Source organism: Blastopirellula sp. SH421 (assembly GCF_057808535.1).
The window spans coordinates 1,274,192-1,298,082 of sequence record NZ_CM173712.1 but is presented as its reverse complement, the minus strand read 5'-3'; the positions used below and the strand labels follow the sequence as shown (position 1 = coordinate 1,298,082).

General features: G+C 56.1%; 21 protein-coding genes. 6 read left to right on the top strand and 15 right to left on the bottom strand.

What is annotated here, in order from left to right; translation table 11 throughout:
• Window position 1: 1 nt before the first annotated feature.
• From SH421x_RS05310 to SH421x_RS05265, 10 genes are all read right to left on the bottom strand, one after another.
• The gene (locus tag SH421x_RS05310) at window positions 2–661 is read right to left on the bottom strand and encodes a FliH/SctL family protein (protein ID WP_488854360.1); all 660 of its coding nucleotides are present in this window, start codon (window positions 659–661) and stop codon (window positions 2–4) included.
• Between the two features lie 10 nt (window positions 662–671).
• A complete protein-coding gene (locus SH421x_RS05305; RefSeq protein WP_488854359.1) occupies window positions 672–1,850 on the bottom strand; it encodes a FliG C-terminal domain-containing protein in 1,179 nt (392 codons plus the stop codon).
• Window positions 1,851–1,871: 21 nt separating this feature from the next.
• Window positions 1,872–3,503, bottom strand: coding sequence for a hypothetical protein (locus SH421x_RS05300; protein WP_488854358.1), 1,632 nt, complete (start codon window positions 3,501–3,503; stop codon window positions 1,872–1,874).
• 81 nt (window positions 3,504–3,584) lie between these two features.
• Complete coding sequence (fliE, locus tag SH421x_RS05295) at window positions 3,585–3,884, bottom strand: flagellar hook-basal body complex protein FliE (RefSeq protein WP_488854357.1); 300 nt, start codon at window positions 3,882–3,884, stop codon at window positions 3,585–3,587.
• A gap of 20 nt (window positions 3,885–3,904) precedes the next feature.
• Window positions 3,905–4,327, bottom strand: a complete 423-nt coding sequence (gene flgC, locus SH421x_RS05290; protein WP_488854356.1) for a flagellar basal body rod protein FlgC — start codon at window positions 4,325–4,327, stop codon at window positions 3,905–3,907.
• Window positions 4,328–4,341: 14 nt separating this feature from the next.
• A complete protein-coding gene (flgB, locus tag SH421x_RS05285) occupies window positions 4,342–4,755 on the bottom strand; it encodes a flagellar basal body rod protein FlgB (RefSeq protein ID WP_488854355.1) in 414 nt (137 codons plus the stop codon).
• 185 nt (window positions 4,756–4,940) lie between these two features.
• Entirely contained in the window at window positions 4,941–6,341 is a 1,401-nt protein-coding gene (locus SH421x_RS05280) for a sigma-54-dependent transcriptional regulator (protein ID WP_488854354.1), read from the bottom strand.
• Window positions 6,338–7,231: a sensor histidine kinase gene (locus SH421x_RS05275; RefSeq protein ID WP_488854353.1), complete on the bottom strand. Its 894-nt coding sequence runs from the start codon at window positions 7,229–7,231 to the stop codon at window positions 6,338–6,340. The genes SH421x_RS05280 and SH421x_RS05275 overlap by 4 nt, the downstream gene beginning before the upstream one ends.
• A gap of 2 nt (window positions 7,232–7,233) precedes the next feature.
• Window positions 7,234–7,689 (bottom strand): hypothetical protein, encoded by a 456-nt coding sequence (locus tag SH421x_RS05270; protein WP_488854352.1) that lies wholly within the window; start codon window positions 7,687–7,689, stop codon window positions 7,234–7,236.
• A gap of 16 nt (window positions 7,690–7,705) precedes the next feature.
• Entirely contained in the window at window positions 7,706–10,237 is a 2,532-nt protein-coding gene (locus SH421x_RS05265) for a hypothetical protein (RefSeq protein WP_488854351.1), read from the bottom strand.
• 260 nt (window positions 10,238–10,497) lie between these two features.
• Between SH421x_RS05265 and SH421x_RS05260 the strand changes: the two genes are divergently transcribed.
• Window positions 10,498–11,172, top strand: a complete 675-nt coding sequence (locus tag SH421x_RS05260) for a histidine phosphatase family protein (protein ID WP_488854350.1) — start codon at window positions 10,498–10,500, stop codon at window positions 11,170–11,172.
• Here the strand turns inward: SH421x_RS05260 and lpxK are convergent, their stop codons facing one another.
• From lpxK to SH421x_RS05245, 3 genes are all read right to left on the bottom strand, one after another.
• The gene (gene lpxK, locus SH421x_RS05255; RefSeq protein WP_488854349.1) at window positions 11,173–12,243 is read right to left on the bottom strand and encodes a tetraacyldisaccharide 4'-kinase; all 1,071 of its coding nucleotides are present in this window, start codon (window positions 12,241–12,243) and stop codon (window positions 11,173–11,175) included.
• Window positions 12,244–12,505: 262 nt separating this feature from the next.
• Window positions 12,506–13,606, bottom strand: a complete 1,101-nt coding sequence (locus SH421x_RS05250; RefSeq protein ID WP_488854348.1) for an isocitrate/isopropylmalate dehydrogenase family protein — start codon at window positions 13,604–13,606, stop codon at window positions 12,506–12,508.
• A gap of 89 nt (window positions 13,607–13,695) precedes the next feature.
• Entirely contained in the window at window positions 13,696–14,970 is a 1,275-nt protein-coding gene (locus SH421x_RS05245) for an outer membrane protein assembly factor BamB family protein (RefSeq protein WP_488854347.1), read from the bottom strand.
• A 213-nt stretch (window positions 14,971–15,183) separates the two neighbouring features.
• On the opposite strand from SH421x_RS05245, the gene mdh reads away from it, so the two are divergent.
• The 5 genes from mdh to waaF all read left to right on the top strand — a co-directional run bounded on the left by mdh (window position 15,184) and on the right by waaF (window position 23,138).
• Window positions 15,184–16,131 carry a malate dehydrogenase gene (mdh, locus tag SH421x_RS05240; protein WP_488854346.1) on the top strand — a complete coding sequence of 316 codons (948 nt, stop codon included), beginning with the start codon at window positions 15,184–15,186 and terminating at the stop codon, window positions 16,129–16,131.
• 231 nt (window positions 16,132–16,362) lie between these two features.
• On the top strand, window positions 16,363–17,094 hold the full coding sequence (locus tag SH421x_RS05235) for an alpha/beta hydrolase (protein WP_488854345.1): 732 nt from the start codon (window positions 16,363–16,365) through the stop codon (window positions 17,092–17,094).
• A 301-nt stretch (window positions 17,095–17,395) separates the two neighbouring features.
• Window positions 17,396–20,332, top strand: coding sequence for a carboxypeptidase regulatory-like domain-containing protein (locus tag SH421x_RS05230; RefSeq protein WP_488854344.1), 2,937 nt, complete (start codon window positions 17,396–17,398; stop codon window positions 20,330–20,332).
• Window positions 20,333–20,551: 219 nt separating this feature from the next.
• Window positions 20,552–22,054 (top strand): D-glycero-beta-D-manno-heptose 1-phosphate adenylyltransferase, encoded by a 1,503-nt coding sequence (gene rfaE2 / locus SH421x_RS05225; protein ID WP_488854343.1) that lies wholly within the window; start codon window positions 20,552–20,554, stop codon window positions 22,052–22,054.
• A 31-nt stretch (window positions 22,055–22,085) separates the two neighbouring features.
• Window positions 22,086–23,138 (top strand): lipopolysaccharide heptosyltransferase II, encoded by a 1,053-nt coding sequence (gene waaF / locus SH421x_RS05220; protein WP_488854342.1) that lies wholly within the window; start codon window positions 22,086–22,088, stop codon window positions 23,136–23,138.
• A gap of 120 nt (window positions 23,139–23,258) precedes the next feature.
• Here waaF and SH421x_RS05215 read toward each other — a convergent pair whose 3' ends face one another.
• Window positions 23,259–23,444 (bottom strand): CsbD family protein, encoded by a 186-nt coding sequence (locus SH421x_RS05215; protein WP_488854341.1) that lies wholly within the window; start codon window positions 23,442–23,444, stop codon window positions 23,259–23,261.
• 162 nt (window positions 23,445–23,606) lie between these two features.
• Window positions 23,607–23,792: a YqaE/Pmp3 family membrane protein gene (locus tag SH421x_RS05210; protein WP_488854340.1), complete on the bottom strand. Its 186-nt coding sequence runs from the start codon at window positions 23,790–23,792 to the stop codon at window positions 23,607–23,609.
• Between the last annotated feature and the right edge of the window lie 99 nt (window positions 23,793–23,891).

The window sequence follows — 23,891 nt, the reverse complement described above, 5'->3', positions numbered from 1 at the left end:
CTTACTTCAGTTGCTCCTCAATCCGTTGCAACTGCGTTTCGATCTGACCATCGATTGCACCAAATTGCGTTTCGACTCGGCAACTTCCTCGCGAGAGGGCAGAATCTGGCACAATCTGCGACGGCGAGAGCTTGCGCAACACGTTGGCTGAATTGGCCGCCCCTTGGTCCATCGCATTGATGTCAGCCGGGTTCATATGGACAACTATCTCGCCGCACCCGCTGGCCAGCTTGATCGTTTCGCGAATCATCTCGACGCCGATCTCGGGCCGATTCGCAATTTCTCGACGGATAATCTTTTCAGCGATCGAGCAGGCGACGTGCAGTGCAGCGTCCTCCCACTCTTTCAGAAACACCTGCTTCGCTTCCGACAGCTCTTTGACAATTTGCTGCAGCGCCGGCACCACCGTCGCCGCTTGCTGGTCGACTTGTACTTTCAGCGTCTGCTGCGCTTTTTGCGTCGCGTCGCTAAGTCCGGCCGAGGTCGCTTGTTGACGGATTTTCGTCGCTTCCTGCTGTGCGTCTTGAATCAGCTTGGCCGCATACAATTTGATCTTGGCCAGTTCGCCTTGCGCGCGATCGGTGACGTCTTCAAAATTGAAGGCGACCGCCGAAAAATCGTGGTCTTCGCGTAGCAGTTGTTCCGCTTTGATTACGCTCATGATCTCTTTCTTAAGCCGATGCCGACAACCGAGAACCGCTTTGCTGACCTTGCGCGATTACCCGGGCGGCAATCGTCCCCAATTTCTTTTGTGCAGCGTCAATATCGCGAATCAACACCGGTTGCAAATCGCGAATGCGCCGCTGCAAATCTTGAATTTCGCGCTTCGATAAGCCGCGATAAAATCGCTGCGCTACGACGTTGGATGCGCCAGCCAGCGCTAACAACACTAGCTGCGGCTCTGTTTCAGACAAAACGCGCCCCAGCAGCATGTCATCCAACTTAACGAACTCAGCCAGCGGAATGCACGGTTCTACCGATGGTTCGATTTTCGCAATCGACGGCGCAGGAGGCGCCTTTTTGACAACGCCGTCGGCGGCAGTGATTTCAGCGGAAATCCGCGGCGAGGGGAGCGGCGAATGGTCTCCATAGATCGCTTCTGAGTAGTCCGTTGCCGGATCCTTTTCGACCACCCGCAACTCTTCGTCGGCGCCGAGTCGGATCGCCATTGCAGCGCTGCGAGTCTTGAGTGTTTTCAGCACTTCGATGGCGTTCGCTTGGTCTGAGGCAGCCAAGATTGCTTTGGCGGCTGACAAGCCGATGCGACGATGCGTCATGGCTTGCAGTTGATCTTGGACGATCGATTGCAAACGTGATTCGATGTCTCGCAGCACTTCTTGGTCGGTATGTCCCAGATCGACAAGGCGTTGGATTACCGAGGCCTGCATATCGACCGGTAACTCGCGCAAAATCGCGGAAGCCCGCGTCGGATCGAGATGCGAGAGGACGACGGCGATGACCTGCGGACTCTCTTGTTCAAAAAAGGGCGCCAGCATTTCAGGCGGAGCTTCGTTCAAAAAGTGAAACGGCGGCGGTACCGCTGCTGCCGGCTGCGGTTCGTATCTTTCGGCTCTCTTTCGCGCAGGTTGGCGCGACGCGGAACTAAGCATCAGTTCGTCCTTAGCGGACTGCTTCGGCGCAGCTGCTCCGCTGCGTCGCTGCATGAATTCGGTCAGTACGGCGCGACGTTCCTCGGCCGGAACGTCGTCGACCATTAGCGACTCGTAGCGGACCTGCTGGGCGATTTCTTCTGGAAAGGCTTCCAGCAGCGTATCGGCGGCGTCCGGATCTAATTCGGCGACGACGATGGCCGCTTTACGTATCATCTGCTGATCAATTTTGATTGTCATGTTGTTTCCCCCTTAATTCGCTTAACTAGCGGCGCTGATCCAGTTTTTCAAAATCCCGGCAGCCGTGTCTGGATCTTCGCGAACCATTTCGATCAGCTCGTCCTTGAGATTCGGACTATTCTTGGTGAAGCGTTTTTTAAGCATGCCTGTCATGTCCGTTTCGTCTACGTCGTCATCCGCTTGCGACGGCGTCGCCAGACGAATGCTTTGTTCCAACTTCGGCTCGTCCGGCTGGCTCTTGACCATGCTACGAAGCATCAACAATGCAAAGAGACCAACGCCGATCATCGCTACGGTTTGCCAATTCGAGCCCAACCATAGCATTGCGGTATCGGCCAACTCCGGTTCGGCCAGGGCCGGAAGATCGGTACGCGTGACTGATGTCACATGGACCTGCGGATAGGGATCGTCTCCCGGCGGTTGCGGCGGCAGCAGCGTGACCACTTGCGATTCGATTCCCTTTTTGACTTCTTCTTCAATCTTCTTCAGGACGCCGGGATCAGGTTTCGCCGCTTGTGCACCCAACGCCGTCGGATTTTGTTTGCTCCAGATGCTTGCGTAGTAATCTTGCGGAACGGTGACAACCACGCGGACTTGCTGTGGAGTCAGCGAAGCAGTCTCGCTGAGCATCAACGTCTTGTCGGTAACCGAGGCCGTTTCTTCGCGGCTTTCTTCCATCGAAGATTCGCGCGCCGGCGGAGTTGTCAGTTCGGCTTGCTGATTTGGCGCTTGAGCCGCTAGCCCCGGTCGCCCTCCTGCTCTCGGGATCTTGCTTGATTCAGTCCGCTTTTCGGCCGAAGTCAGCAGCGCGATCGGACGAGCCCCATGCTCTAGACGTTCTTCACGTTGATTCATTTTTGGGTCAAGCTCGACGTTGACGGTGACATTAACGCCATCGATGTAGTTGAGCGCCGCGGCGATCTTGTCTTGCCAAGAGTTTTCAAAGAACTGCTTGCGAGCCGCGTAAGCGTCTTCGGCCGGGTTTTCAGTATCGCCAGAGAAAGTCCTGCGGGAATTTAAGTCGGTGACCGAAACGTGCTCCGGTGAAAGACCTGCGATCGAGTAGGCGACGTAGTTACGAATGCTGCGAACCAGCGTTTGATCAATTTCTTCTGACCCCAGCGGTCGCACGACGACGGAGGCGGTGTAAACCTTGCGACGGGGGAAACCTCCCTTGTCTTCGATGTCGTAATGAACCGATGCAAACTCGATCCCACGCATCTTACGCAGCACAAGAGCCAAGTCTTTTTCCTTCGCTACTTTTTGGCGATCCGAACGATGCTGTTCGGACTCGAACGGATTTGCATTGTCGACCGCGTCTTCCATACTTTGATGAAACTCTGGCGGTATGGCGTCGTGCTTGACCATTGCAGCGACATATTCGGCTCGTTTGCCGCGAGGAATAAAGATCTGACTTCCTTCGATCTTGTAGTCGTCCAGGCCTTCCCCGGCAAAAGCGGCGAGCACCGCTTTTTGATCGGCGGGATCGACCGCCGCGCCAGCCAACAACGGCGCATCACGCTCGAACATTCCGCCCTGAAACAGAAACGCGAAGCTGGCGATAATCACGACAATCAACAGGCCTGCGATGATGCGCGAGCCCGCCGTCATCGAGAAAAACAGGTCTTTGATCTGCTCAAAAGCTTTATTCAAAAAGTCCATCCATGGACCCCATTCACTCAGGTGCGGAATAATCTAGTAGTCTGTCGAGAATATCAACAGGGCTGCAAGCCGTTAAATGCGAATGTCTTTGATCTCTTGGTAGGCTTGCAACATCTTGTTGCGAACCTGCATCATCAGCTTGAATTCGACGTCCGCTTTCTGGACGGCGATGAGGACTTCGGACGGATTAACTTCGCCGCCGGTCTGTAACTGCTCGACTGCTCGGTCGGCTTGTTGCTGCATCTCGTTGACGCGCGTAAAGCCTTCCATAAACAAGTTAGTAAACGACTCGTGCGGCTGAGCCGTTCCGGCCGGTCGAGTCAAGTGACTCGGCAAGATTGTCTGCGGCGAGATGTTGTGAATCGGTTTCATGGTCGGTTATCTGGTTTGCGTTACGCCAAAATCCGCAGCGACTGAGAGGCGAGATTCTTCGAAATCTCGACCACGCCGATGTTCGCCTCGTAAGCGCGGGAAGCTTCGAGCGCATCGACCATTTGTTCGACCATGTTGACCCGGGGGTGAGCCACGTAGCCTTTGTATTTACCTTCCGTAATCGCGAGCGGATGGTTGGGTTGATAGCGATAAATCGGTTCGACTTGCTCTTCTTCGATTGACGAAACCTTCACGCCTGAGGCGCCGCCAGGTGCACGGATTGCGCTGTCAGTCTGAAAAATCACATGTCGAGCCTTGTAGGGAGCAATGTCCCCATTCTCATCTCGCAATGACGACATATTCGCGATGTTGCTGGTGACCGCGTTTAAGCGGACACGCTGAGCAACCATCGCACTAGAGCTGATATCGAGAGCGCCGTTCATCAATACTCTCCTGGTTATACGCGTTCGCTAATCGCAGTTTGTAACAACCGCATCTGCTGTTCCATCAACGAGATCGCCATGTTGTGCATGATTTGGTTCTTGGATAATTCCATGACTTGTTGTTCGATCCCGACATTGCTTTCGTCATGAAACAAAATGCCGGGGATTGAATCTCTTACGCTTCGCATGGGATCCGACTCACGCGTCGAAACCAGTCCCGGCGAAAGCGGCTCGTTGGGTTTATTCCGCTCTTCAAGCGCCTCACGCAACTTCATCTGGAACTTGTCCACATTCAGATCGCGCACTTTATATCCAGGCGTATCGAGGTTTGCGATATTGCCCGCTAGCAGATTGTGTCGAGACTGCGAGAAGTTCAAAACTTGCTCGAGCATCGGAACCGTGCTGGCGTTAAAAATCGAACCGCTCATCGCTCTGCTCCTTTCAGACGAAAGGGAATCTTGCAAAAGGCGTACCTTAAACTTGTTGCGGTAAGCTCGGCAATCTGCATGCGATGTCGCGCAAGCCCCCTCGGGTTGCTCTGCTTGGCAGCAGCAAATCGTGCTGCTGCCATTCGGAAATTTTTGCCGATCGGCTTACGCATCGCCCCGTTTCCTTAAATCGCCCTAGCGAAGGTTTTCGCACGCGGAGCTAGGCCATAACCACGTAATTTGTTGGATAAGGTCCGCGGGCTGATGCCGAGTGCGGCAGCAGTTTTTTCGCGGTGACCGTCATAATGCTCTAGCGTCGCCGAGATCAACCGGCGCTCCATTTCGTCAAGCTTGACCCCGACCTGCGATTCATCGAAGTCGGTAATATCCTCCGTCATTTCGCTCTGCAGCCAACCGCTGAGATCACCGGCCGAGATCTGTCCGTCGATCGCCAGCACGCATGCCCGCGTCACGATGTTTTCCAGTTCGCGAACATTACCTGGCCAATCATGTTGGATCAGCAGATCAAGTGCTGCGGCCTGGAGGATGCACACGGGCTTTTCCAACCGGGTCGCGGTTTGCTGCAAAAAGTGTTCGACCAGCAGCGGAATGTCATCGCGGCGCTGACGCAGCGGCGGCAGTTCGATCGGAACGACCGCCAAGCGATAATAAAGGTCGCGACGGAAACGCCCGGCGGTCACTTCGCCCGGCAAATCGCGGTTGGAAGTCGCCAGCACGCGAACATCGGTCTCAACCGTCTCGCTCGAACCGACTCGTTCGTAGCAGCGTTCTTGCAGCACGCGCAGTAACTTAGCTTGCAGCGGCAAATCGATTTCGCTGATTTCGTCTAGCAGGATCGTCCCTTGTTCGGCCAGTTCAAATCGTCCGACCCGCGCCGAGTCTGCGCTGGTGAAAGCGCCGCGGGTGTGTCCAAACAACTCGCTTTCCATCAAGTGAGCAGACAACACTGGGCAGTTCAAACTGATCAAGGCTCTTCCCGCTCTGCGGCTCGACTCATGAATCGTCCGCGCGATCAACTCTTTGCCGACGCCGCTTTCGCCGATGATTAAGACGGTTTCGTCGGTCGGAGCGACCTGGGCGATTCGGCGCCGCACTTGCTGCATCACACGGCTGTCACCGATCATCGCAACTTGATTGGTTTCTCCCGGGGTTGAGACCGTAGCTCGATCACCGCTGGCGGCGCTCTCCAGCACGCGATTGATGACCGCTTCGAGACGATCGGCGTTAAGCGGTTTTTCTAAATAGTCCGCGGCGCCAAAGCGCATTGCTTCGACCGCTGTCGATACGCTGCCATGCGCTGTGACCATCACAATGGGGATATGCGCGTCACGCCGACGGATTTGTTGAACCAGTTCTAAACCATCCATGCCAGGCATCTGCAGGTCGGTAACCACCGCGTCAAAGTCGACCGTGTCCATTCGCTGCAGCGCTTCGTGCGCACTAGAGCAAGCAGCGCCGCGGTGTCCTAGCATTTCCAAGACATCAATGATTGACTGACGAGCCCGAGCGTTGTCATCAACCACCAAGATGTTTCCGGTGGCGACGGGGGATTCGACGATACTCATGCGACAGCCTCCTTGCGAGATTGCGGAAGCACCAGCGTGACGGCGGCGCCCCCTTCAGGACAATTCATTGCGATCGCTTGACCGCCGTGAGCTTCTGCAACGCGCTGAACGATCGCTAGTCCAAGCCCGGTGCCGGTATTTTTGGTAGTGAAGAAGGGATCGAAGGCGCGAATCGCAACTTCCGGTCGAAAACCTGGTCCTGAATCGGCACATTCAATTTCGACGCCGGACCGTCCGCAACAAGCGGTCAGCACCAAGCGGCCTCCGTCGCTCATGACGTCCAACGAGTTTAGAGTCAAATTCAACACGGCGCGACGCACCATTCCGCGATCCGCACGTACGGTGAGCATCGGATCGACGTCGATCGCGACCTTGACCTTTTGCGCTTCGCACTGTGGAGCGAGCGTATCGCAGACTTCTTCGAGCAACGGAGCCAACGGAAAGCGACTCCACTGGGGCTGACGATCTGAGGTAAAGTGAAGTAGATCGTTGACGGTCGAATCGAGCGCAGTCAGACCGTTTTCGATCTTCTTGCCGATTGCCGCGCTGTGCGGGCCGAAGTCGGACTGACGCTTCAACATACTGACGTACATGGTGAGCGGCATCAGACTGTTGCGAACTTCATGCGCGACGTGCGACGCCATCTGGCCCAAGTCGGCTAGCCGATTCTTGCGAGCTAACTCGCGATTCTTGATTTCGAGTTCATCCGACAGTCGCGCTACTTCGCGGCGGAGCGCTTCATGCGTTTCTTGCAAACGCGTGGTGGCGAGATCCCATGCCGAGAGCAAGCGATCGACGTCAATCGCTCCGTCCGCGGCAAATGCGTCGGCAATCACCTGATCGGCGACATCTTTTTCGGGCAATCGATTGTTATTTGCGAGCCGTGACATGATTAACCTGCCGTTAAATCAATGCGGTGAACCGACCCTGACGTTGACGCGTATCCGTCAATCGCTGCGGTCGAACCTTGGGTCGTTTGCAAACTACGCGAGATTTCGTCTCGATTGGCGCGAACGCGCTCTTCCGCCTCGTTTTCCATCTGCTTCAACTCATCTAACATTGCCTGACACTCACGCGTCGCTTCGCTACAGCGATGCCGATCCAGCGGCGATCGCCAATGGCGATGCTCTGGCTCACATTCACGATGCGGATCAAGCCGTCGATCGACGTCCAACAGCATCTCAATCAACGTCTGTTTTGCAGCGACCACGCGCATCAAATCGGTGATATGGTCGCTATGCCCCGCTAGTTGCAACTGGCGTCGCGACAACAACTGCAACTTTGACAACAGATCGTGCTTGTGCCCGATCAGTTGCGCAAGCTGGTCAGTTTCGGCGTAAGCATGCATAGCGGTAACGATTCTCTTAAAGGGTGGAAATGAGCCAATCCATAAACTTGCGCCATTCATCCGCCGAATCGTGGGACGTTTCGGTATAGTCCGCATTCTCGGGCAATCGATCCAGCACGATCTTGGCTTGTTCGAGCGTTCCCTTTGCTTCGATCGGTTGTCCCATCAAGCGATAACAGTTGGCGATTTGTGAAAACGCCTCCAACGCAATCGGATCATTCTGATAGCGATTGGACGCAGTCGAATAAGCTTCGATCGCTTGGGGAAATTGCTGCAAGTCGTAATATGCGGCCCCTTGCGCAAAATAACTATTACGTAAAATGTCGGCATGCACCGGGTGCAGTTCGCCGCGTGTTTCAAATTCTTCGGTCAGTTCGTCAACCAACGAGGCATAGATCTCCAGCGCCGCTTCCAGGTTATCTTTCACTTCTTTGTCAAAACGAACGCGCTGTGTTTCGATGTCGACCAAGCGAAACCGTTTGCGCGGCAGCATCGACGAGCGGCGATGTGATTCTGCCGCCAAGTAACGAGCCATCACCGCTTGCGGATCGTGGGGATAACGGCGCACGGCCATCGTCAAATTTTTGATCGCCAGCAGGTAAGAGCTGTTGCTCTTCTCTAGCAGTTCAAACGCTTCACGTGGGATCGCGGCAGGGTCTTCTAAAATCCCCTTGACGCGTGCCTGAGCCTCGAACATCTCCCCTTCCAAATGCAGCACGCGGCCAAGCGAGAACAGTGAATTCTGCCATTCCAACGACTGCGGCTCCAAGCGGCCATCATTCAGATTCGCTTGCAACATTTCCTCGGCCAGCGTCACATCGCCTATCTCTAGATAGGCCTCCGAGGCGAGCAATCGCGCATCGTAAATAACGGGATCACGAGGATAAAAGTCAAGACATTCATGAATCAAGTCGAGCGCCTCGTCCGCGCGATCAAGGGCGATCAGCGCACGAGCTTTGGCGACCAAGGCCCGCGACTGGCGCGAACGATCTTCATACTGGCTGTACATGTCCAGCATTTCGATCGCTTTGGTGTAGTCTTGCCCATCGATGTACGCGTCAGCGCTTTTCCACAGCTCTTCGGTATAGCTGCGAGCAGCAAAGCGTTCAGAGGCCAGACGTTCGTAAATCCGGCCAGCGCTGCGAAATCGCTCGCGCGCTTCCTTGCGCAGGAGTTCCGCCTCGGCAAGCTTGGCGACCTTGGCCTGATTGATGATCGTTTCGCCCCAGCGGACCAGGATGTCGCCTTCGGTTTGCAGCGCTTGGTCGTGGGGAAAAAGCGGCGTCAACGCTTGAGCGATTTCGACGGCGTTTTGAAACTGCTGCTTGGCCAGGAACTCTTCGATGGCGGAGGTCACTCCGATCCGCAATTGTTCGATCGTCAGATAAGGATTGCGAAACTCGGCCTCAAGCGCCGCGTCTTGTAAGGTGCGGCGATAAACGTCGACCGCTTCCTCAAAACGATTCGCTTCACGCAGCAAACGTCCTTCGAGCACGCCTGCCGCGATCCCCTCGGGAGTGCGAAAGTAAATCTTGCGGGTACGCGCCGCCTGCGTCAAAGCAGCTTGCTTTTCGCCTGCTTCGTCCAGCGCCACTGCTAACAAATAAGAGGATGCCCGCGTCGAATCAGTACCCACCAATTGGTTGTCGGCCGCTTGTCGCAGCAGATCAATCGCTTCGTTGAGCTCTTGCTCGTGATTGGGGCCGTCGATTTTGGCCCGCGCCAAATCGACCTCTCCCAAAACAATTAACGAATCGATATAGGCAGGTGAGGTTTTCGCAATTTCTTGAACGGCAGCGACTGCGTCATTCAATCGCCCTAGACGCAGCAAAATTTTAGCGCGGCGGAGCATCGCCTCATCGCGCTGCTGCGGCGAAAGCAGTTTTACCTCTAAATATTTGTCTGCCCAGGTCAGTGCGTCGCTGAGTTGGGTTTCACTTGACGAGGCGTCAGCCAGATAAGCGCTGGCTAACATGTCTTCGATCTCTCGACGATATTGGGGCGCCGCTTCGTAGGTTTTCAGCAGCACCGGAATGCTTTTGCCATATTGTTTGCTCAAGACCAAACTGCGGCCGAGCATGTAGTTTCCTTCCGTCGCATATCCTTCTGGGTAGCCCAAATCTGACGATTGCTGCAAATAGCGAGCGGCAATCAGATAGATCCTCTGTTTGTCTTGTTCGCTCCAGAACTGATCCGAATCGTGGTAGGCGATCGATCCCAGTACATACGGCGGGATCGCTTGCTCTGGTTCCGGCAACTGATAATTGCCGACAAACGACTCGGCGATACGTCGTGCATCGGCGTAGTCTCCTGCTTCCAACTTTTCGAGCGCCGTATAGATCGTCTCGCGACCGCCGCTATCAGAATTTGCGGTCAGCAGGAAGGCGATTCCGCCTAGTGAGCCGGAAGCCAAAATGCCGACGATCAAGACGCGCATCCGTAGCCCGAGCCATCCCTGTTTCGGGACAGCCGCAGTTTCCGGGGCGATATCTTCCTTGATTTCGTCGGCCATCGGTGCGGAGTTTGAATTTTCTTCTGTTTGGCTCAAGCGGCGTCGGCTTCCGTGCCGATGCTAGAAGTGGAGCGGTAGATCCTCTTCTCTTCGTCTTGGCGCAGCAAGAAGCGCAGGTTCGCGCTTCTCATCGCAGGCATAGATACCCAAAATCGATGCCCAAAGTCAATACGATTCCCACCCCCCCTCTGCTGAATAAGAAGCTCAGCGATCCGCTGGTTCTCGCCGCAGTAGCAAAAAAGTAGGATAGCGGTGCTAGCACTCTGTTTCTTTCCGCCAACGATCGAACGCCGCCGATGTCTGCCGATTCCGCCAAACTTACGACCTGGATGTACCTGATCCGACATGGCGCTACCGCCAATAACATTAGCCGGCCTCCTGTGCTGCAAGGCTGCGGCATCAATGGCCCCCTGGTCGACATCGGCCTGAGTCAGGCCGAAGAAACCGCGACGTTTCTCGCCAAGACGCCGCTAGCTGCGATCTACAGCAGTCCCCTACTGCGGGCAATGCAAACAGCCGAAAAACTTGCCGCCGGCCGCCAATTAGCGATTCAGCCAAATGCATTGCTAAAGGAAGTCGACGTTGGCCGCTGGGAAGGGAAGGATTGGGGCTGGATCGAAGCGAATGATCCAGACGCTTACCAATTGCATCACACCAGCCCTGCTCAACATGGATATCCCGACGGCGAGAACCTGACGCAAGTTCAGGCTCGCGTCGTTCCGCAGTTGATGGATATTCTGGATAAGCATCCGCAGCAGCGTGTCGCCGTGGTGGCGCACAACGTGGTGATTCGGGCGATGATTGCTTACCTACTCGAACTGCCGCTTGATAGCGTTGGCCATATCCATCACGACAACTGCGGCATCACGCTGGTGCGACGTCGTAGCGGAAAAACGAGATTGATCTCAGCCAACTCAATCTTTCATTTGACCTCCGAGACCCCGCGCACGCATGCCGGCGAGACGTATTAGTTAAAACGCATCGGACGGAATCTCGGCGACTAGCTTGTTCAGTTGTTCTTCCAACTCGGCCTGACCCACAGTAATCTCCGCTTCAATCACGATAGCGAACAGCGGCGTTTGCCCTAAATGAGTGACGCCTACTTTGACCAAGTCTTTGTGCGTGCACAGCAGATAATCGACGCGCTGCTTTTCGACCCAATCGGTGAGCGACTCGATATCGGCCGCCTTGTAGATGTGGTGATCGGGGAACGGCTTCAGTTCGACTAGATCGGCGCCGCAACTGCGGATCGTATGGCGAAAACCGCCCGGATTGCCGATCCCGCAGAATGCCGAAACTCGCTTGCCTGATAACTGATCCAGCGGAAATGTCTCGCCGTCAGCGTTGCGTAAATGGGACGGACGATGGGTCATCTCGATCCAGAGCGCATGCGTGTTGTACTGGCGCGCCTGATTATGGATTTTTTGGCGATCCTCTGCCGAGACCGCGTCGGCTCTGGTCAGCGCCAATACATCGGCGCGAACCAACCCTTCCAGCGGCTCACGCAGCATCCCACGCGGAAAGAGATAGCCATAGCCAAACGGTTCAGTCGCATCAAGCAGCACGATATCCAAGCTGCGTGCGATCCGCCGATGTTGAAATGCGTCGTCCAGCAACAAGACTTGCGCCGCCAACTCTTCGACTGCAACCTTGGCCGCAGCGACCCGGTCAGGGTTCTGGAGATGCGGAACATCCGGCAACAAGTCATCCAACTCGCGGGCTTCGTCGTTCAGCTCTCCTTGCTCGGCTCCGTATCCGCGACTGATCAGCGTGACGCGAACGCCATGCCGGCGAAACCACCGCGCCAGCCAAGCGGCGGTCGGCGTTTTGCCAGTGCCGCCCAGCGTCAGATTGCCGATGCTAATAACCGGTACGCCTACTTCTTCGCTAGGTTTCGAGCCGCGATCGTACTGCCGATTACGATAACGCACACCGAAGCCGTACAGCTTCGAAGCGGCCAACATCATGCTGCGCATGACAAAGCCGCCCAAGCCTTTGCGGCGCCCGCTGACGTAGTCTTTAAAATCTTCCGCCGTTAGCAAAGTGGATCCTCTTCTTAGGTCCCCCAATTAGCAACGTTCTAAGATCGATTGCTGATTTGAGGGTTTTCGGTTTGGCGACCGCATTCCCTCGCTTGCGCTGCGGGCTAGTGTAATGCGATTCGAAGTTCGCAAGACAGGACACTAGCCCGCAGCGCAAGCGAGGGAAATCACGTCCCATCCCGGTTGGTGCGGAATCTAACCGAAAAAGGAGCCGTCTCAGGCGAGACGGCTCCTTCTGGATGAACATAACCGGTCGTTGCGACTAGCCGCCCAGTTTGGCGCAGATCGCGGCGGCCATCTCTTGCGTGCCGACGGCGGTTGGATCGTCGCGATGCGGCTTCAAGTCGTAGGTGACGTGCTTGCCTTCTGCGATCACGTCGGCGACCGCTTTCTCCAAGCGATCGGCGGCGTCAATTTCGCCCAGGTGCCGCAACATCAGCATGCCAGACAGGATCAATGCGACCGGGTTGACCTTGTTCTGCCCTTTGTACTTGGGGGCGGATCCATGGGTCGCTTCAAACACGGCGCCTTCGGGGCCGAGGTTGGCGCCTGGGGCGACGCCCAAACCGCCGACGATGCCGGCGCCCAGGTCGCTCAGGATATCGCCGTACAAGTTCGGCAACACGATAACATCATACAGTTCGGGCTTTTGCACCAACTGCATGCACATATTGTCGACGATACGTTCTTCGAACTCAATGTCCGGATACTCTTTGGCGACTTCGGTGGCGGTCTTCAGATACAAACCGTCCGAGTACTTCATGATGTTCGCTTTGTGAACGGCCGTCACTTTTTTGCGACCATTCTTGCGGGCGTAATCAAACGCACAATGCACGATCCGCTTCGTTCCGCTCACGCTCATCGGCTTGATCGAAACGCCGGTCTCTTCACCGCCGGTCTTGATCTTCTTGTCCGAAGGCAGGCTGTTGATGTACTCAATCAGCTGCGAAGTCTCAGGCTTGCCTGCTTCAAACTCTACGCCGGCATACAAGTCTTCGGTGTTTTCACGGACGATGACGATGTCGACGTTCAGTTCACTGAAGTAGCTGCGGACGCCGGGGTAATACTTGCAAGGGCGAATGCAAGCGAACAGGCCTAGCTCTTGACGCAGGTGAACGTTGATACTGCGAAAGCCGGTGCCAACCGGAGTGGTAATCGGCGCTTTCAACGCACAGCGCGTGCGACGAACGCTATCCATGACCGACTCGGGAAGCGGCGTGCCGACCTTCTCCATGATGTCGACGCCAGCTTCTTGCTCATCCCAATTGATTTTGACGCCGGTCGCGTCCACGCACTTGCGCGCGGCTTCGGCGAGTTCAGGACCGGTACCATCGCCGGTGATGAGCGTTACTTCGTATGCCATTGTTCACCCTATTGCGCTAAAAGATGCCGAAAACTGTGCATTAAAACGGTGAATAGTACCACAGTGCCCCTCCACCGTAAACGGGGCCATTAGTTGGCGATGCTGTACAAAAACTTGTTGCTACGCAGATACATCTTGCCGCCGGAGACGGCCGGACTGCCGTTGAAAATACTATCGTCGTCGCTAACGACGTTGTGTGCTAGTAGTTTAAATTCTGGAGTTGCGGCCAGTACGTAGACGCCAGAGTCGCGACTGACGTAATACAGCTTTCCGTTGGCGACGATCGGCGAAGCGTAGATGCGACCCGGCCGCGGTTCAAGCCGCTCTTCATATTTCAGCTCGCCCGTCTTGGCGTCGGCACAATAGACGATCCCCTTCCCTTCGCTGGCCCAGTACAGATTGCCATTGTGGTAAACCGGCGACGAGACGTTCGAGCCTTTACCTTGCTCCCACAAGCGATGCGTTTCTGAGACGTCGCCGCGGCCGCCGGCTTTGATCGCAACCGCGGTGCTCTTGCGGGCGCCAATCGCATACACGATCCCGTCATGCGCGATCACGCTGGGGCAGATATAGTCGTCGATCCCCTTGCAAAACCAAAGCTCTTTGCCGGTCGCCGGATCCAAGGCGCGAATCGTTCCTTCGGAGCTAAAAACTAATTCGTGCTTGCCATCGACCGCCACCAAACAGGGCGTATTCCAGGCTCGATTGACTTGATCAAACCGCCAACGCTCCTGACCGGTCACCTTGTCCAGTGCGACAATCGCGCCGCATTCGACGAAGCCGTTGATAATGACCAAATCTTCAAACAGCACCGGCGAATTGGCCGTGCCGAAGGCATGCGTCTTCTCTCCCAGCACTTTTTGCCACAGCAACTTGCCGTCATGCGAGTAAGCCGCTGCGCCGCCGCTGCCGTAGTAAACGAAAATGCCGCTGTCGTCTACAACCGGCGTGCTGGAAGCATACCCATGCAGCGCGATGAAGCCTTGGTAGTCGGCCGCTTTGTCAGCGTTGACCGTATTGGCTTCGTCCCAGAACACATTCCCTGAGTTTTTGTCCAGGCACATCAGATGGCGCTGGAGATTCTGCTTGTCGCCGGGCTCTTCTTCGCTTAGCCCATAGCCATCGTAATAAGTGATGTAGATCCGATCCCCAAACACGACCGGGCTCGACGCGCCGAAACCGGGCATTGCTTTGCGCCAAGTGATGTTTTGTTGGTCATTCCACTCCGCAGGCAATTGGGCTGTCCCGGCGTCCCCATCTTGCAGCGGCCCCCGAAACTGCGGCCAGTCGGTCGGCTGAGCGGCCAACACCCCAGCAGCGTTCAGCAACCAGATACCACAGAAAAAAACGACAGTGCGAATCATACGTCGACTCCGACGAGTTTGGATGCGGAAAGTTCAAAATCACATCAGGCGCCGCGACGCTTGATTTGAAGATTATAGCCGATAACTGCTCCCCAGGCGAAAGCGCAGTCTACTTGACTTCTGGCGTCAGAGGCCGATATTCACCTATTCATCCTGATCGCGTTGGCGACCGGAAAGAACTAGACCCCACAGCTGCCAGACGGAGAGACGACCATGCGACGTGCCAAAATTTCTATCATCGGCGCCGGAAACGTGGGAGCGACCACCGCTCACTGGTGTGCGGCCGCCGAACTGGGCGACATCGTACTGCTCGACATTCCCCAGACCGAAGACATGCCCAAGGGCAAAGCGCTCGATCTGATGCAATCGTCGCCGATTATGGGCTTCGACAGCAACATCCTCGGCACCAACGACTATGCCGACACCAAAGATAGCGACGTCGTGGTCATCACCGCTGGTCTGCCGCGCAAGCCCGGCATGAGCCGCGATGACCTGTTGGCGACCAACGCCAAGATCGTTTCGATGGTTACGGAACAAGTCGCCAAGCACAGCCCCAATTGCGTGATCATCGTCGTCAGCAACCCGCTGGACGCGATGGTGCAACAAGCATTGAAGGTCAGCGGTTTCCCCCCGGCTCGCGTACTAGGACAAGCCGGCGTGCTCGATACGGCCCGCTATCGTACCTTCCTCGCGATGGAACTGGGCGTAAGCGTTGAAGATGTGTCGGCCCTCTTGATGGGCGGTCACGGCGATACGATGGTCCCAATGCCGACCTGCACTTCCGTTGGCGGGATTCCGATTCGTCGTTTGCTCAGCCAAGACAAATTGGACGCGATCGTCGATCGCGCTCGCAAAGGTGGCGCCGAAATCGTCGGCCTGCTCAAAACCGGCAGCGCCTATTACGCTCCGGCTGCTGCGACCTCGCAAATGGTCGAAGCGATCATCAAAGACAAAAAGCGTTTGATCCCCTGCGCCGCTTACTGCGATAAAGAATATGGGGTCGGCGGTTACTACGTCGGCGTGCCGGTCATCTTGGGTAACGGCGGCGTCGAGAAAATTGTTGAGCTGGAATTGGACGCGCAGGAAAAAGCCGATTTCCAAAAAAGCGTTGACGCCGTTAAGGAACTTGTCGCCGCCATGGCGAAACTTCTGGAAGCCTAACGGAAATTTATTCGCCGCTAGCGAGATTGATTTCATCTCGCTTTGCTGATAAAAATATCGACCGTTGCGAGGACGGACAACGATTCGACCACGGTGGCGCAAATGACGCGCTGCAGGATTCAAGGGGTCGAAAGGGAATCGGCGCAGCTGCAATTGCGTCGTTTCCCGAGAGTTATTATTCTCCCCCACTCCAGTCCCCCGCGAAGACCAACGGCCCGGCGCCAACTACTTATGAAACGCCAAGACGTACTTCCAGCTCCACTTCCTGGAGCCACCACGCAAGCGGCGCAACAAATCCTAGAGTTCAAGATTGACCGGCTGCAGTCCCGCCGCACTGCTGTTGAGTTTTTCACGCCCCAGAATTATGAGCCAGGCTACGCCTATCCGCTTGTTATCTGGTTGCATGGCCCCGGTGATAACGAACGGCAATTACGCCGCGTGATGCCGCTAACCAGCACACGCAACTATGTCGCCGCCGCTCCCCGAGCGCCCCGACACGACGGCTCAACCGCCGGCCTGACTTTCCGCTGGGATCAAAAACAACGCGACATCGACGTCGCCGCGGCTCGCGTGTTGCAAACCATCCGCGTCGCCGAAAAACGCTATAACATTCACCCGCAGCGAATCTTTTTGGCCGGCTATCTCGGCGGTGGAGCGATGGCCCTGCGGCTCGCGCTTCGTAATCCCGAGCTCTTCGCCGGCGCCGCTTCGATCGGGGGAGGTTTCCCCCAAGGTTGCTCACCGCTAGCACGGCTGAGCGACGCCCGATCACTGCCGCTCCTGATGATTCACCTACAAAACAGTTCTCGCTATCCCGAATCGCAACTCTGCGAAGACCTGCGACTGGTTCACACCGCCGGCATGAAGATCGACCTGCACCAATACCTATGCGGTGACGAACTTTCGACCGACATGTTTGAAGACCTCAACCGCTGGCTCATGACCAAGGTCACCGGCGGGTAAGAAGAAATGCGGAAAGTAGAGAGCCGAAAGCGGAAGCTTTTGGCTCTTTTTTTTTGCCTGTGCCCCACAGCCTAACGTAGCGCTCGCGATACGGACCTTTCGCCGCGCGCGGCGTCTCCCTCTATTCCGTTTGGCCCTGCATAAGACGACTTTCTGTTCTCAGGAGGTTCGGCGGGTTGCGAACCGACCTAGTCAAATTTGGTGGATTCCCTCTGCCGCAAACCCTATACTCGATTCGCAAGGTTGGTTATTCGTGGGGACCGACCCTCTTCGCAGTTGCCTTGTTCTGGGAAACGCCGATATGTCTTTACGATTTGTTGGGCTGGGGATGTTGGTTGCGTTTTCGCTGTCGTCTCTCGTGAGGGCAGCTGAGACGACGCCGGCGAGCGAGGAGATGAAGGAGAAGCCGAAATTCTCCTACACCATCCAAGTGATCGACCAGCAGGGCGCTGCCGTCGCCGGCGCGCAAGTTAGCGGCGAATCAGGCATGCTTAAAGTCGCAGCGACAACCGACGAGGAAGGCAAATTTGTCTTCCAGACTCCGCAGAAAAAACTCTCGCAACTCACACTGGTCGCCGTGGACGCCGCCGCCGACCAGGTCGGCATGTTCAAGGCCAACTACAGTGAACCGCCGACGCCTGAATCGGAGGTGAAGATCACGCTGGGTCCGTGTCGCAAGTTCCCGATTGAAGTTATCACTACGGATGGCGATCCGGCTGTCGCTGTCGAAGTTGGCGCTGTGGTTGATTATTTTTCGGTGATGGCCGAACCGACGGATACAGCGGGTAAAACAACGCTCCGGATTCCGGTCGAAGGTGAACTGACCGCCTTCTTTGCGTGCCTGCCGGAAGTCGGTTTCGACTACAAGATTGTCAAGACGCGGAAAGAACCGACCTATCCGATCGAGTGGCTCAACGAAGGGCCAATTCGGTTTCAACTGGCCGAGTCGCAGACGATTGAGCTGAAGTTGCTGGACGACGCTGCCGCGCCGATCACCGATACGAATCTGCATCTTTGGCTACTGGACAAGCCGGGCGAGCCGGATGACTTCAATCTGAGCTATACCCTGTCACGTGCTTACTTCCACGTTAGTACGGATGAGCACGGAGTCGCGACCTTTCGCGGCGTGCCGAATTGGGCAACGCCATCGCTAATCTTCTGGCCAAGTGTGACGCAACATGTTCGCGAGCGCATCGTCTTTGATCCGCAGGATCACAAAGAGGGGAAAATGACGATCAAGTTGAATCGTCAGGTTCCTATTTCTGGCGTCGTGCTGTCTCCTGAGGGTGAACCAGTAGCAGGAGCAAGTGTCATCGCGCGAGGATCGGGTTACCAGATCGATGATTTCAACAGCGGCAAAACGACGGACGAACAAGGACGATTTACCTTCAATGCAAATCCGAACATGCTCTATGTCTTTCAGGCACAGAAAGACAAACTTGCTTCTCCCCTTGTCGATGGAATCGTCCTCCTGCCTGGCCAGCCCTTGACTGAGTTGCAGTTGCAATTACAGCCGGCGACACGTGTGTACGGCGTAGTGACCAGCAAACAGAATGGCAAACCACTGGCGAAACGGTCGATGCAATGGTCGCAGCGAGGGCGGAGCCTTAGCGAGTTGGAAGGAGTAGAACTGCCGAAGACGAAAGAGAGCGATCGCGATTGGGTATCGTCAGGCATGTTTCGCCATTTGCAAACGGATAACCAGGGAAAATATGAGCTTTACGTCGCCGCCGGGAAACAAGGCATAGTCGTCTTTGAAAATGGCAAAACGAGCTCTCAACAATTCGAGGTAACTGACCAGCCGGAACTGGAAATCAACTTCAGCTTGGACGTGAAAGAAAGCGAAAAGTTTCCCTTCAGCGGTCTGGTCGTCACCGGCAATCCGCCGCAACCGGTTGATAAAGTCATCTTAGAAGGACACTATCGCGCCGATGTCTCCTCCTTTGACTTGCGAATGCGGACCGATGCCGAGGGACGATTCACCGGCTTGCGTTTGGCTCATCCCTTTGTGCTGTACGCCAAGACGATCGACGGAGAACTAGCCGGCATCATCGAAGTCGCGGCCGACCAGAACGAAGCGACCATGTCGATCGCTCCGCTGGCTTCCGCCAAAGGACGGATCATCGACCAGAAAACGGGAGAGCCGCTTGCCGATCAACAAGTGCAATGGGGACGCCAAATCCGACTGGGAGACGACAAAGCGACGATGTCGACCACGCTGTGGGGAGGAAGCGTCCAATCCGACGGCGAGGGAAGATTCGAGATATCAGGGCTGGTGATTGGTCAGCCCAGCACGATCAGCGTCTATCGAAATCCTTACTACTCGCCGCTTGCCACGCACTCACCCCAAAACGCTGAGATGGTCGATCTGGGCGATTTGGAACTGCGACCACTCTACAAGCCTCCAACGTTCGCCGAGCGGGTCCAGCAATCTCTGACGTCGAAGCGCAAGCCGCTCGAGCGTTTTGATTATGCAATCAACGAAGCGAAGCGTTTGCGTCAAAACGTGCTAGTTGTGTTCACGCCACAGGAGCCTCCACTCGCTCAAAGCTGGTTCAAACTGCGGCTGGATGACAATGACGTCCGCGTCGCGATGTTCGACTATCAGGTGATTCAGCTCGATGTCGCCGACCCGCAGAGCGCAGCCCTGGCCAACAAACTGGGGATTTCTCTCAGCGAAGAGAATTTGCCGACGTGGTATCTGTGTAGTGCCGAGGGGAAGCCGCTAGAGCAAGGAATAGTGCCGCGGACTGAAGCCGGCGACGCCATCGATCGGGCGGATTTGCTTGAAACATTGCAGCGGCATATCGAGCAGCCGCTCGATGCGCGACATCTGCTCAACGACGCCCTGGAAAAAGCGAAAGCGTCGAACCGCCATGTGATCGTGCAAGAGACCGCAACCTGGTGCGGACCTTGCCATATGTTGGCCCGTTATCTGGAGAAACACCACGCTGTCTGGGAGAAAGATTACGTCTGGGTCAAAATCGATCAGCGCTGGACCGGTTGGCAGGAAGTAATGGACGGTATCGAGAAAGAGAATCGCGGCGGGATTCCCTGGTTCGCCATTCTAGACGCCGACGGCAAGGTCCTGGCTAACAGCAATGGCCCCGATGGCAACATCGGATTTCCGAGCGAACCAAGCGGAATCGAGCATTTTATGACGATGCTGCGTTTAACCCGGCAGCAGATGACCGACGAGGAACTTGGCGTGCTGCAGAAAGATCTAGAAGCGAAATAGATCGCCGAGCGATGATTTCAAACTGCTAGCAAGTAAACCTCGTCGAGCGCCACACTTTGGCAATCGTGCCTGTGCTAGCAGGCGGGGTCTTTGCTGCTTCGTGGTCCGCACAGCGGCCCCTACCTTCCGCCTTCCGCTCTTCCCCGCGACTTCTCTTTGTTGATTTGGCAGATTGCGGTATAACCGGCAGCGTGAATGACCATCGTCAAGGATGACGCTATGAATAATGAGTCCCTGTTGGCTGCGTTTCAGCAGCTTGGGCGCCCTAAAGTGTTGGTCCTGGGGGACCTGATTCTCGATCGCTATACCTATGGTGACGCCGAGCGCGTGAGCCAAGAGTCGCCGGTGATCGTGCTGCGTGCCGATAACCACGAGCTGCGGCTTGGCGGAGCGGCCAACGTTTGCAACATGCTACGCGGGCTCGAGTGCGACGTGATCGCGGCTGGTGTAGTTGGCGCCGATGCAGCTGGCGTCGATTTGATCAGTCTGCTGCAGAACACCGGGGTCGACGCTTCGCTCTGCCTGACTGACGCTTCCCGACCGACCACGCTCAAAGAGCGGTTTGTCGGTCGCGCTGGAGCGCGGCATCCCAGTCAAATCTTGCGCGTCGATCATGAAACAACCGACGCAGTCAGCGGCGACATTGAAGAGCGCCTGTTGTATGGCGTTGTCAATCGCTTGGAAGAGTGCGATATCGTGTTGATCTCGGACTACGCCAAAGGGGTTTGTACGCCTGCGATCTTGCAGACGCTGATTCGCTGCGCCAACGAGCGCGGCGTGCCGGTGTTGGTAGACCCAATGAAAGGTCGCGACTTTGGTCGTTACCGCGGCGCGGACCTGATCAAAGCGAATCGCATCGAAACTGAAACCTGCACTGGGCGAAAGATTCGAACGCCTGACGAAGCGGCGCTCGCCGGCCAAGAGCTGTGCGCCGCGTTGCAGTTAGAAGCAGTCATTGTCACGCTCGATAGTGACGGTATGGCGCTGGTCGAAAAAGGAGGCGCGGCGACGTTGTTTCCGACGGAGGCCCGCAGCGTTTATGACATTACTGGTGCGGGAGACATGGTGCTGGCCATGCTGGGCGCGGCGATCGGATCGGGGCTTTCACGACCCGATGCGGTTCGCTTGGCGAATGTGGCGGCAGGTTTAGAGGTTGAAAAGATCGGCGTCGCGGTGATTCCGCTGGACGAGATCGAAGCCGAACTGACTGCCCATCATCAGCCAGGCGTGCGAAAGATCATGTCGCTGGAGCAACTGGCGCGACAGTCAGACGAACTGCGGCGCCGCGGTCAGCGAATTGTGTTCACCAACGGATGCTTCGATTTGCTTCACTACGGACACGTCACCAACTTGAACGAAGCGTCGCGGATGGGCGATATCTTGGTGGTCGGTTTAAATAGCGATTCTAGTGTGGCGCGGTTGAAAGGCCCCGAGCGCCCCGTCATCAACCAGGGCGAACGCGCAGCGATGCTGGCGGCCCTGTCGTGCGTTGACTATGTGGCGGTCTTTGATCAAGACACGCCGCTCGAATTGATCCAGGCAATTCGCCCCCATGTGTTAGCCAAAGGGGGCGATTACAAGGCGGAATCGATTGTAGGCTACGACTTTGTCACCTCCTACGGAGGCGAAGTGCGGCTGATCAACTTGGTTGACGGCCATTCGACTACCGATATCATTCGTCGCGTCAACGAAGCACAATCGCCGCGCCGTCAGGCAGCGTGAACCGCAAGTTCCTCCTTTCGTGAGAATGCCGATGAAAACGGTCGTCGTGCTGCCGAACTGGATAGGCGATGTCGTCATGGCGACGCCTGCGTTACGAGCGATCCGCGCGCAATCACGCCCCGGCGACGAGATCGTCGGTGTGATGCAGCCCTACGTTAAAGATGTGCTGCGCGGGACTGATTTGCTCGATCGCAGCATCTATTGCAGCAAAAAAACATCCGACCGACGCCATCGTTTTTGGAGCGTCGTCAGTCAACTGCGCAGCGAGCAGTTTGACCAAGCGTTTCTGTTTACCAATTCGTTACGATCTGCGGGCCTGGCTTATTTTGCCGGCGCCAAACGTCGCTTCGGTTATGCGCGTAGTTGGCGTAGCCCGTTGCTGACGCATCGCCTGGTTCCGCCTAAGCAGCCCAACGGCCAATACGCTCCGATCTCGGCGGTCGACTACTATTTGGACCTGGTCGAATACGCCGGCTACCCGACCAACAACAAGCAACCGCTGCTGGCCACCTCCGCTGCCGACAATCGCCGCATCGAAGAGATCTGGCAAAAGTTTGACTTCGCAGACAAGCGAGTGGTCGTCTTCAACACCGGCGGAGCGTATGGCGCGGCGAAGCATTGGCCGCCGGAGCATTTCATCGCGTTGGCGGAACGGCTGCTGAAAGATCCTAACATCGCAGTGCTACTGATTTGCGGCCCGCAAGAACGCGAGACTGTCGCCAAGATTGAACAAGCGATCGATCATCCAAATGCGTGCAGCCTCGCGGATGAAACGTTGAACATTGGCCTGTCGAAAGCGGCCGTCGCCCACGCCGATGTGCTGGTCACGACCGATAGCGGACCGAAGCACTTTGCCGCAGCGTTCGCTACGCCGACGGTCGCCCTATTTGGCCCGACCGATCCGCGGTGGGGAAACAGCTACAATCCAGTCGAAACTATGTTGACCCATCCGGTTGACTGCGGACCATGCGTCAAACGCGTTTGTCCTCTGGGTCATCACGACTGCATGCAGAAACTATCGGTCGCCCGGGTCTACCAAGCGGTGCTGGACCAACTGAGCAAAACAGACCGCGCCGCTGCGTAGAAAAATCGCAAGGCAAGTCATGTCTGCCAAACTGCTCCACAAGCAATAAGTGGAATCGGCAGAGACGGCTTGCCCTACTTTCCATTAAATCGCGGCTGAGACGCAACGATCAATCCGAGATCACTTACGTCCCAGCCAGCGTTGCACCGATTCTTGCGCTCGACCAACGTTTTCTTCGGCCTTGCCCGTCCAGCGTTCTCCGCGGCCTTGCCATTGTCGCCGTCGGCTTCCGGTCAAGCGACCGAAAGCTGCACGAAGCGAACCTTTCCATTGTTGCCATTTTCCATGAATGCGTCGGCGATTCATAATTGGCGCCTTTCAGTTTTCCAGTGAAGGGTCCGCTCCTTCGTAGCCGGCTGCGCGAGCGAGGGAAATGCGCCTGACTACGACAAGCGGCGCTCGGATGGCCGAACGCTTTCCCCTCGCTTGCGCAGCCGACTACGAAGTAAAGCGTGACATCCTGTCGCGTTAGCGCGTCAGGATGACATACAACGCATGGATGATGCCGGGGATAAATCCGAACATCGTTAGCACAATGTTTAACCAGAAATGCAATCCGAGTCCGACTTCAAAAAAGACGCCGACCGGGGGCAGCAAAATGGCCAACAGGATCTTAAAAATGTCGGTGCCTTCGACTCCACTTGCAACAGCCATGACCGTACTCCTTCAACTTTATTATTGTGTGTGGTGAGAGTTTTTCACATTCAACGTCGGGTGTGACGCTTTTGTTGAAACACACAATTGCAAGCCGCA

Bases quoted from the DNA above. Each gene is read 5' to 3' on its own strand.
- SH421x_RS05280 (WP_488854354.1), bottom strand. From the start codon at position 6,341: ATGAGTATCGTCGAATCCCCCGTCGCCACCGGAAACATCTTGGTGGTT.
- SH421x_RS05215 (WP_488854341.1), bottom strand. From the start codon at position 23,444: ATGAATCGCCGACGCATTCATGGAAAATGGCAACAATGGAAAGGTTCG.
- flgC (WP_488854356.1), bottom strand. From the start codon at position 4,327: ATGAACGGCGCTCTCGATATCAGCTCTAGTGCGATGGTTGCTCAGCGT.
- SH421x_RS05270 (WP_488854352.1), bottom strand. From the start codon at position 7,689: ATGCATGCTTACGCCGAAACTGACCAGCTTGCGCAACTGATCGGGCAC.
- SH421x_RS05260 (WP_488854350.1), top strand. From the start codon at position 10,498: ATGTCTGCCGATTCCGCCAAACTTACGACCTGGATGTACCTGATCCGA.
- SH421x_RS05305 (WP_488854359.1), bottom strand. From the start codon at position 1,850: ATGACAATCAAAATTGATCAGCAGATGATACGTAAAGCGGCCATCGTC.
- rfaE2 (WP_488854343.1), top strand. From the start codon at position 20,552: ATGAATAATGAGTCCCTGTTGGCTGCGTTTCAGCAGCTTGGGCGCCCT.
- SH421x_RS05310 (WP_488854360.1), bottom strand. From the start codon at position 661: ATGAGCGTAATCAAAGCGGAACAACTGCTACGCGAAGACCACGATTTT.
- SH421x_RS05235 (WP_488854345.1), top strand. From the start codon at position 16,363: ATGAAACGCCAAGACGTACTTCCAGCTCCACTTCCTGGAGCCACCACG.
- flgB (WP_488854355.1), bottom strand. From the start codon at position 4,755: ATGAGCGGTTCGATTTTTAACGCCAGCACGGTTCCGATGCTCGAGCAA.
- SH421x_RS05230 (WP_488854344.1), top strand. From the start codon at position 17,396: ATGTCTTTACGATTTGTTGGGCTGGGGATGTTGGTTGCGTTTTCGCTG.
- waaF (WP_488854342.1), top strand. From the start codon at position 22,086: ATGAAAACGGTCGTCGTGCTGCCGAACTGGATAGGCGATGTCGTCATG.
- fliE (WP_488854357.1), bottom strand. From the start codon at position 3,884: ATGAAACCGATTCACAACATCTCGCCGCAGACAATCTTGCCGAGTCAC.
- SH421x_RS05245 (WP_488854347.1), bottom strand. From the start codon at position 14,970: ATGATTCGCACTGTCGTTTTTTTCTGTGGTATCTGGTTGCTGAACGCT.
- SH421x_RS05210 (WP_488854340.1), bottom strand. From the start codon at position 23,792: ATGGCTGTTGCAAGTGGAGTCGAAGGCACCGACATTTTTAAGATCCTG.
- SH421x_RS05250 (WP_488854348.1), bottom strand. From the start codon at position 13,606: ATGGCATACGAAGTAACGCTCATCACCGGCGATGGTACCGGTCCTGAA.
- mdh (WP_488854346.1), top strand. From the start codon at position 15,184: ATGCGACGTGCCAAAATTTCTATCATCGGCGCCGGAAACGTGGGAGCG.
- SH421x_RS05275 (WP_488854353.1), bottom strand. From the start codon at position 7,231: ATGTCACGGCTCGCAAATAACAATCGATTGCCCGAAAAAGATGTCGCC.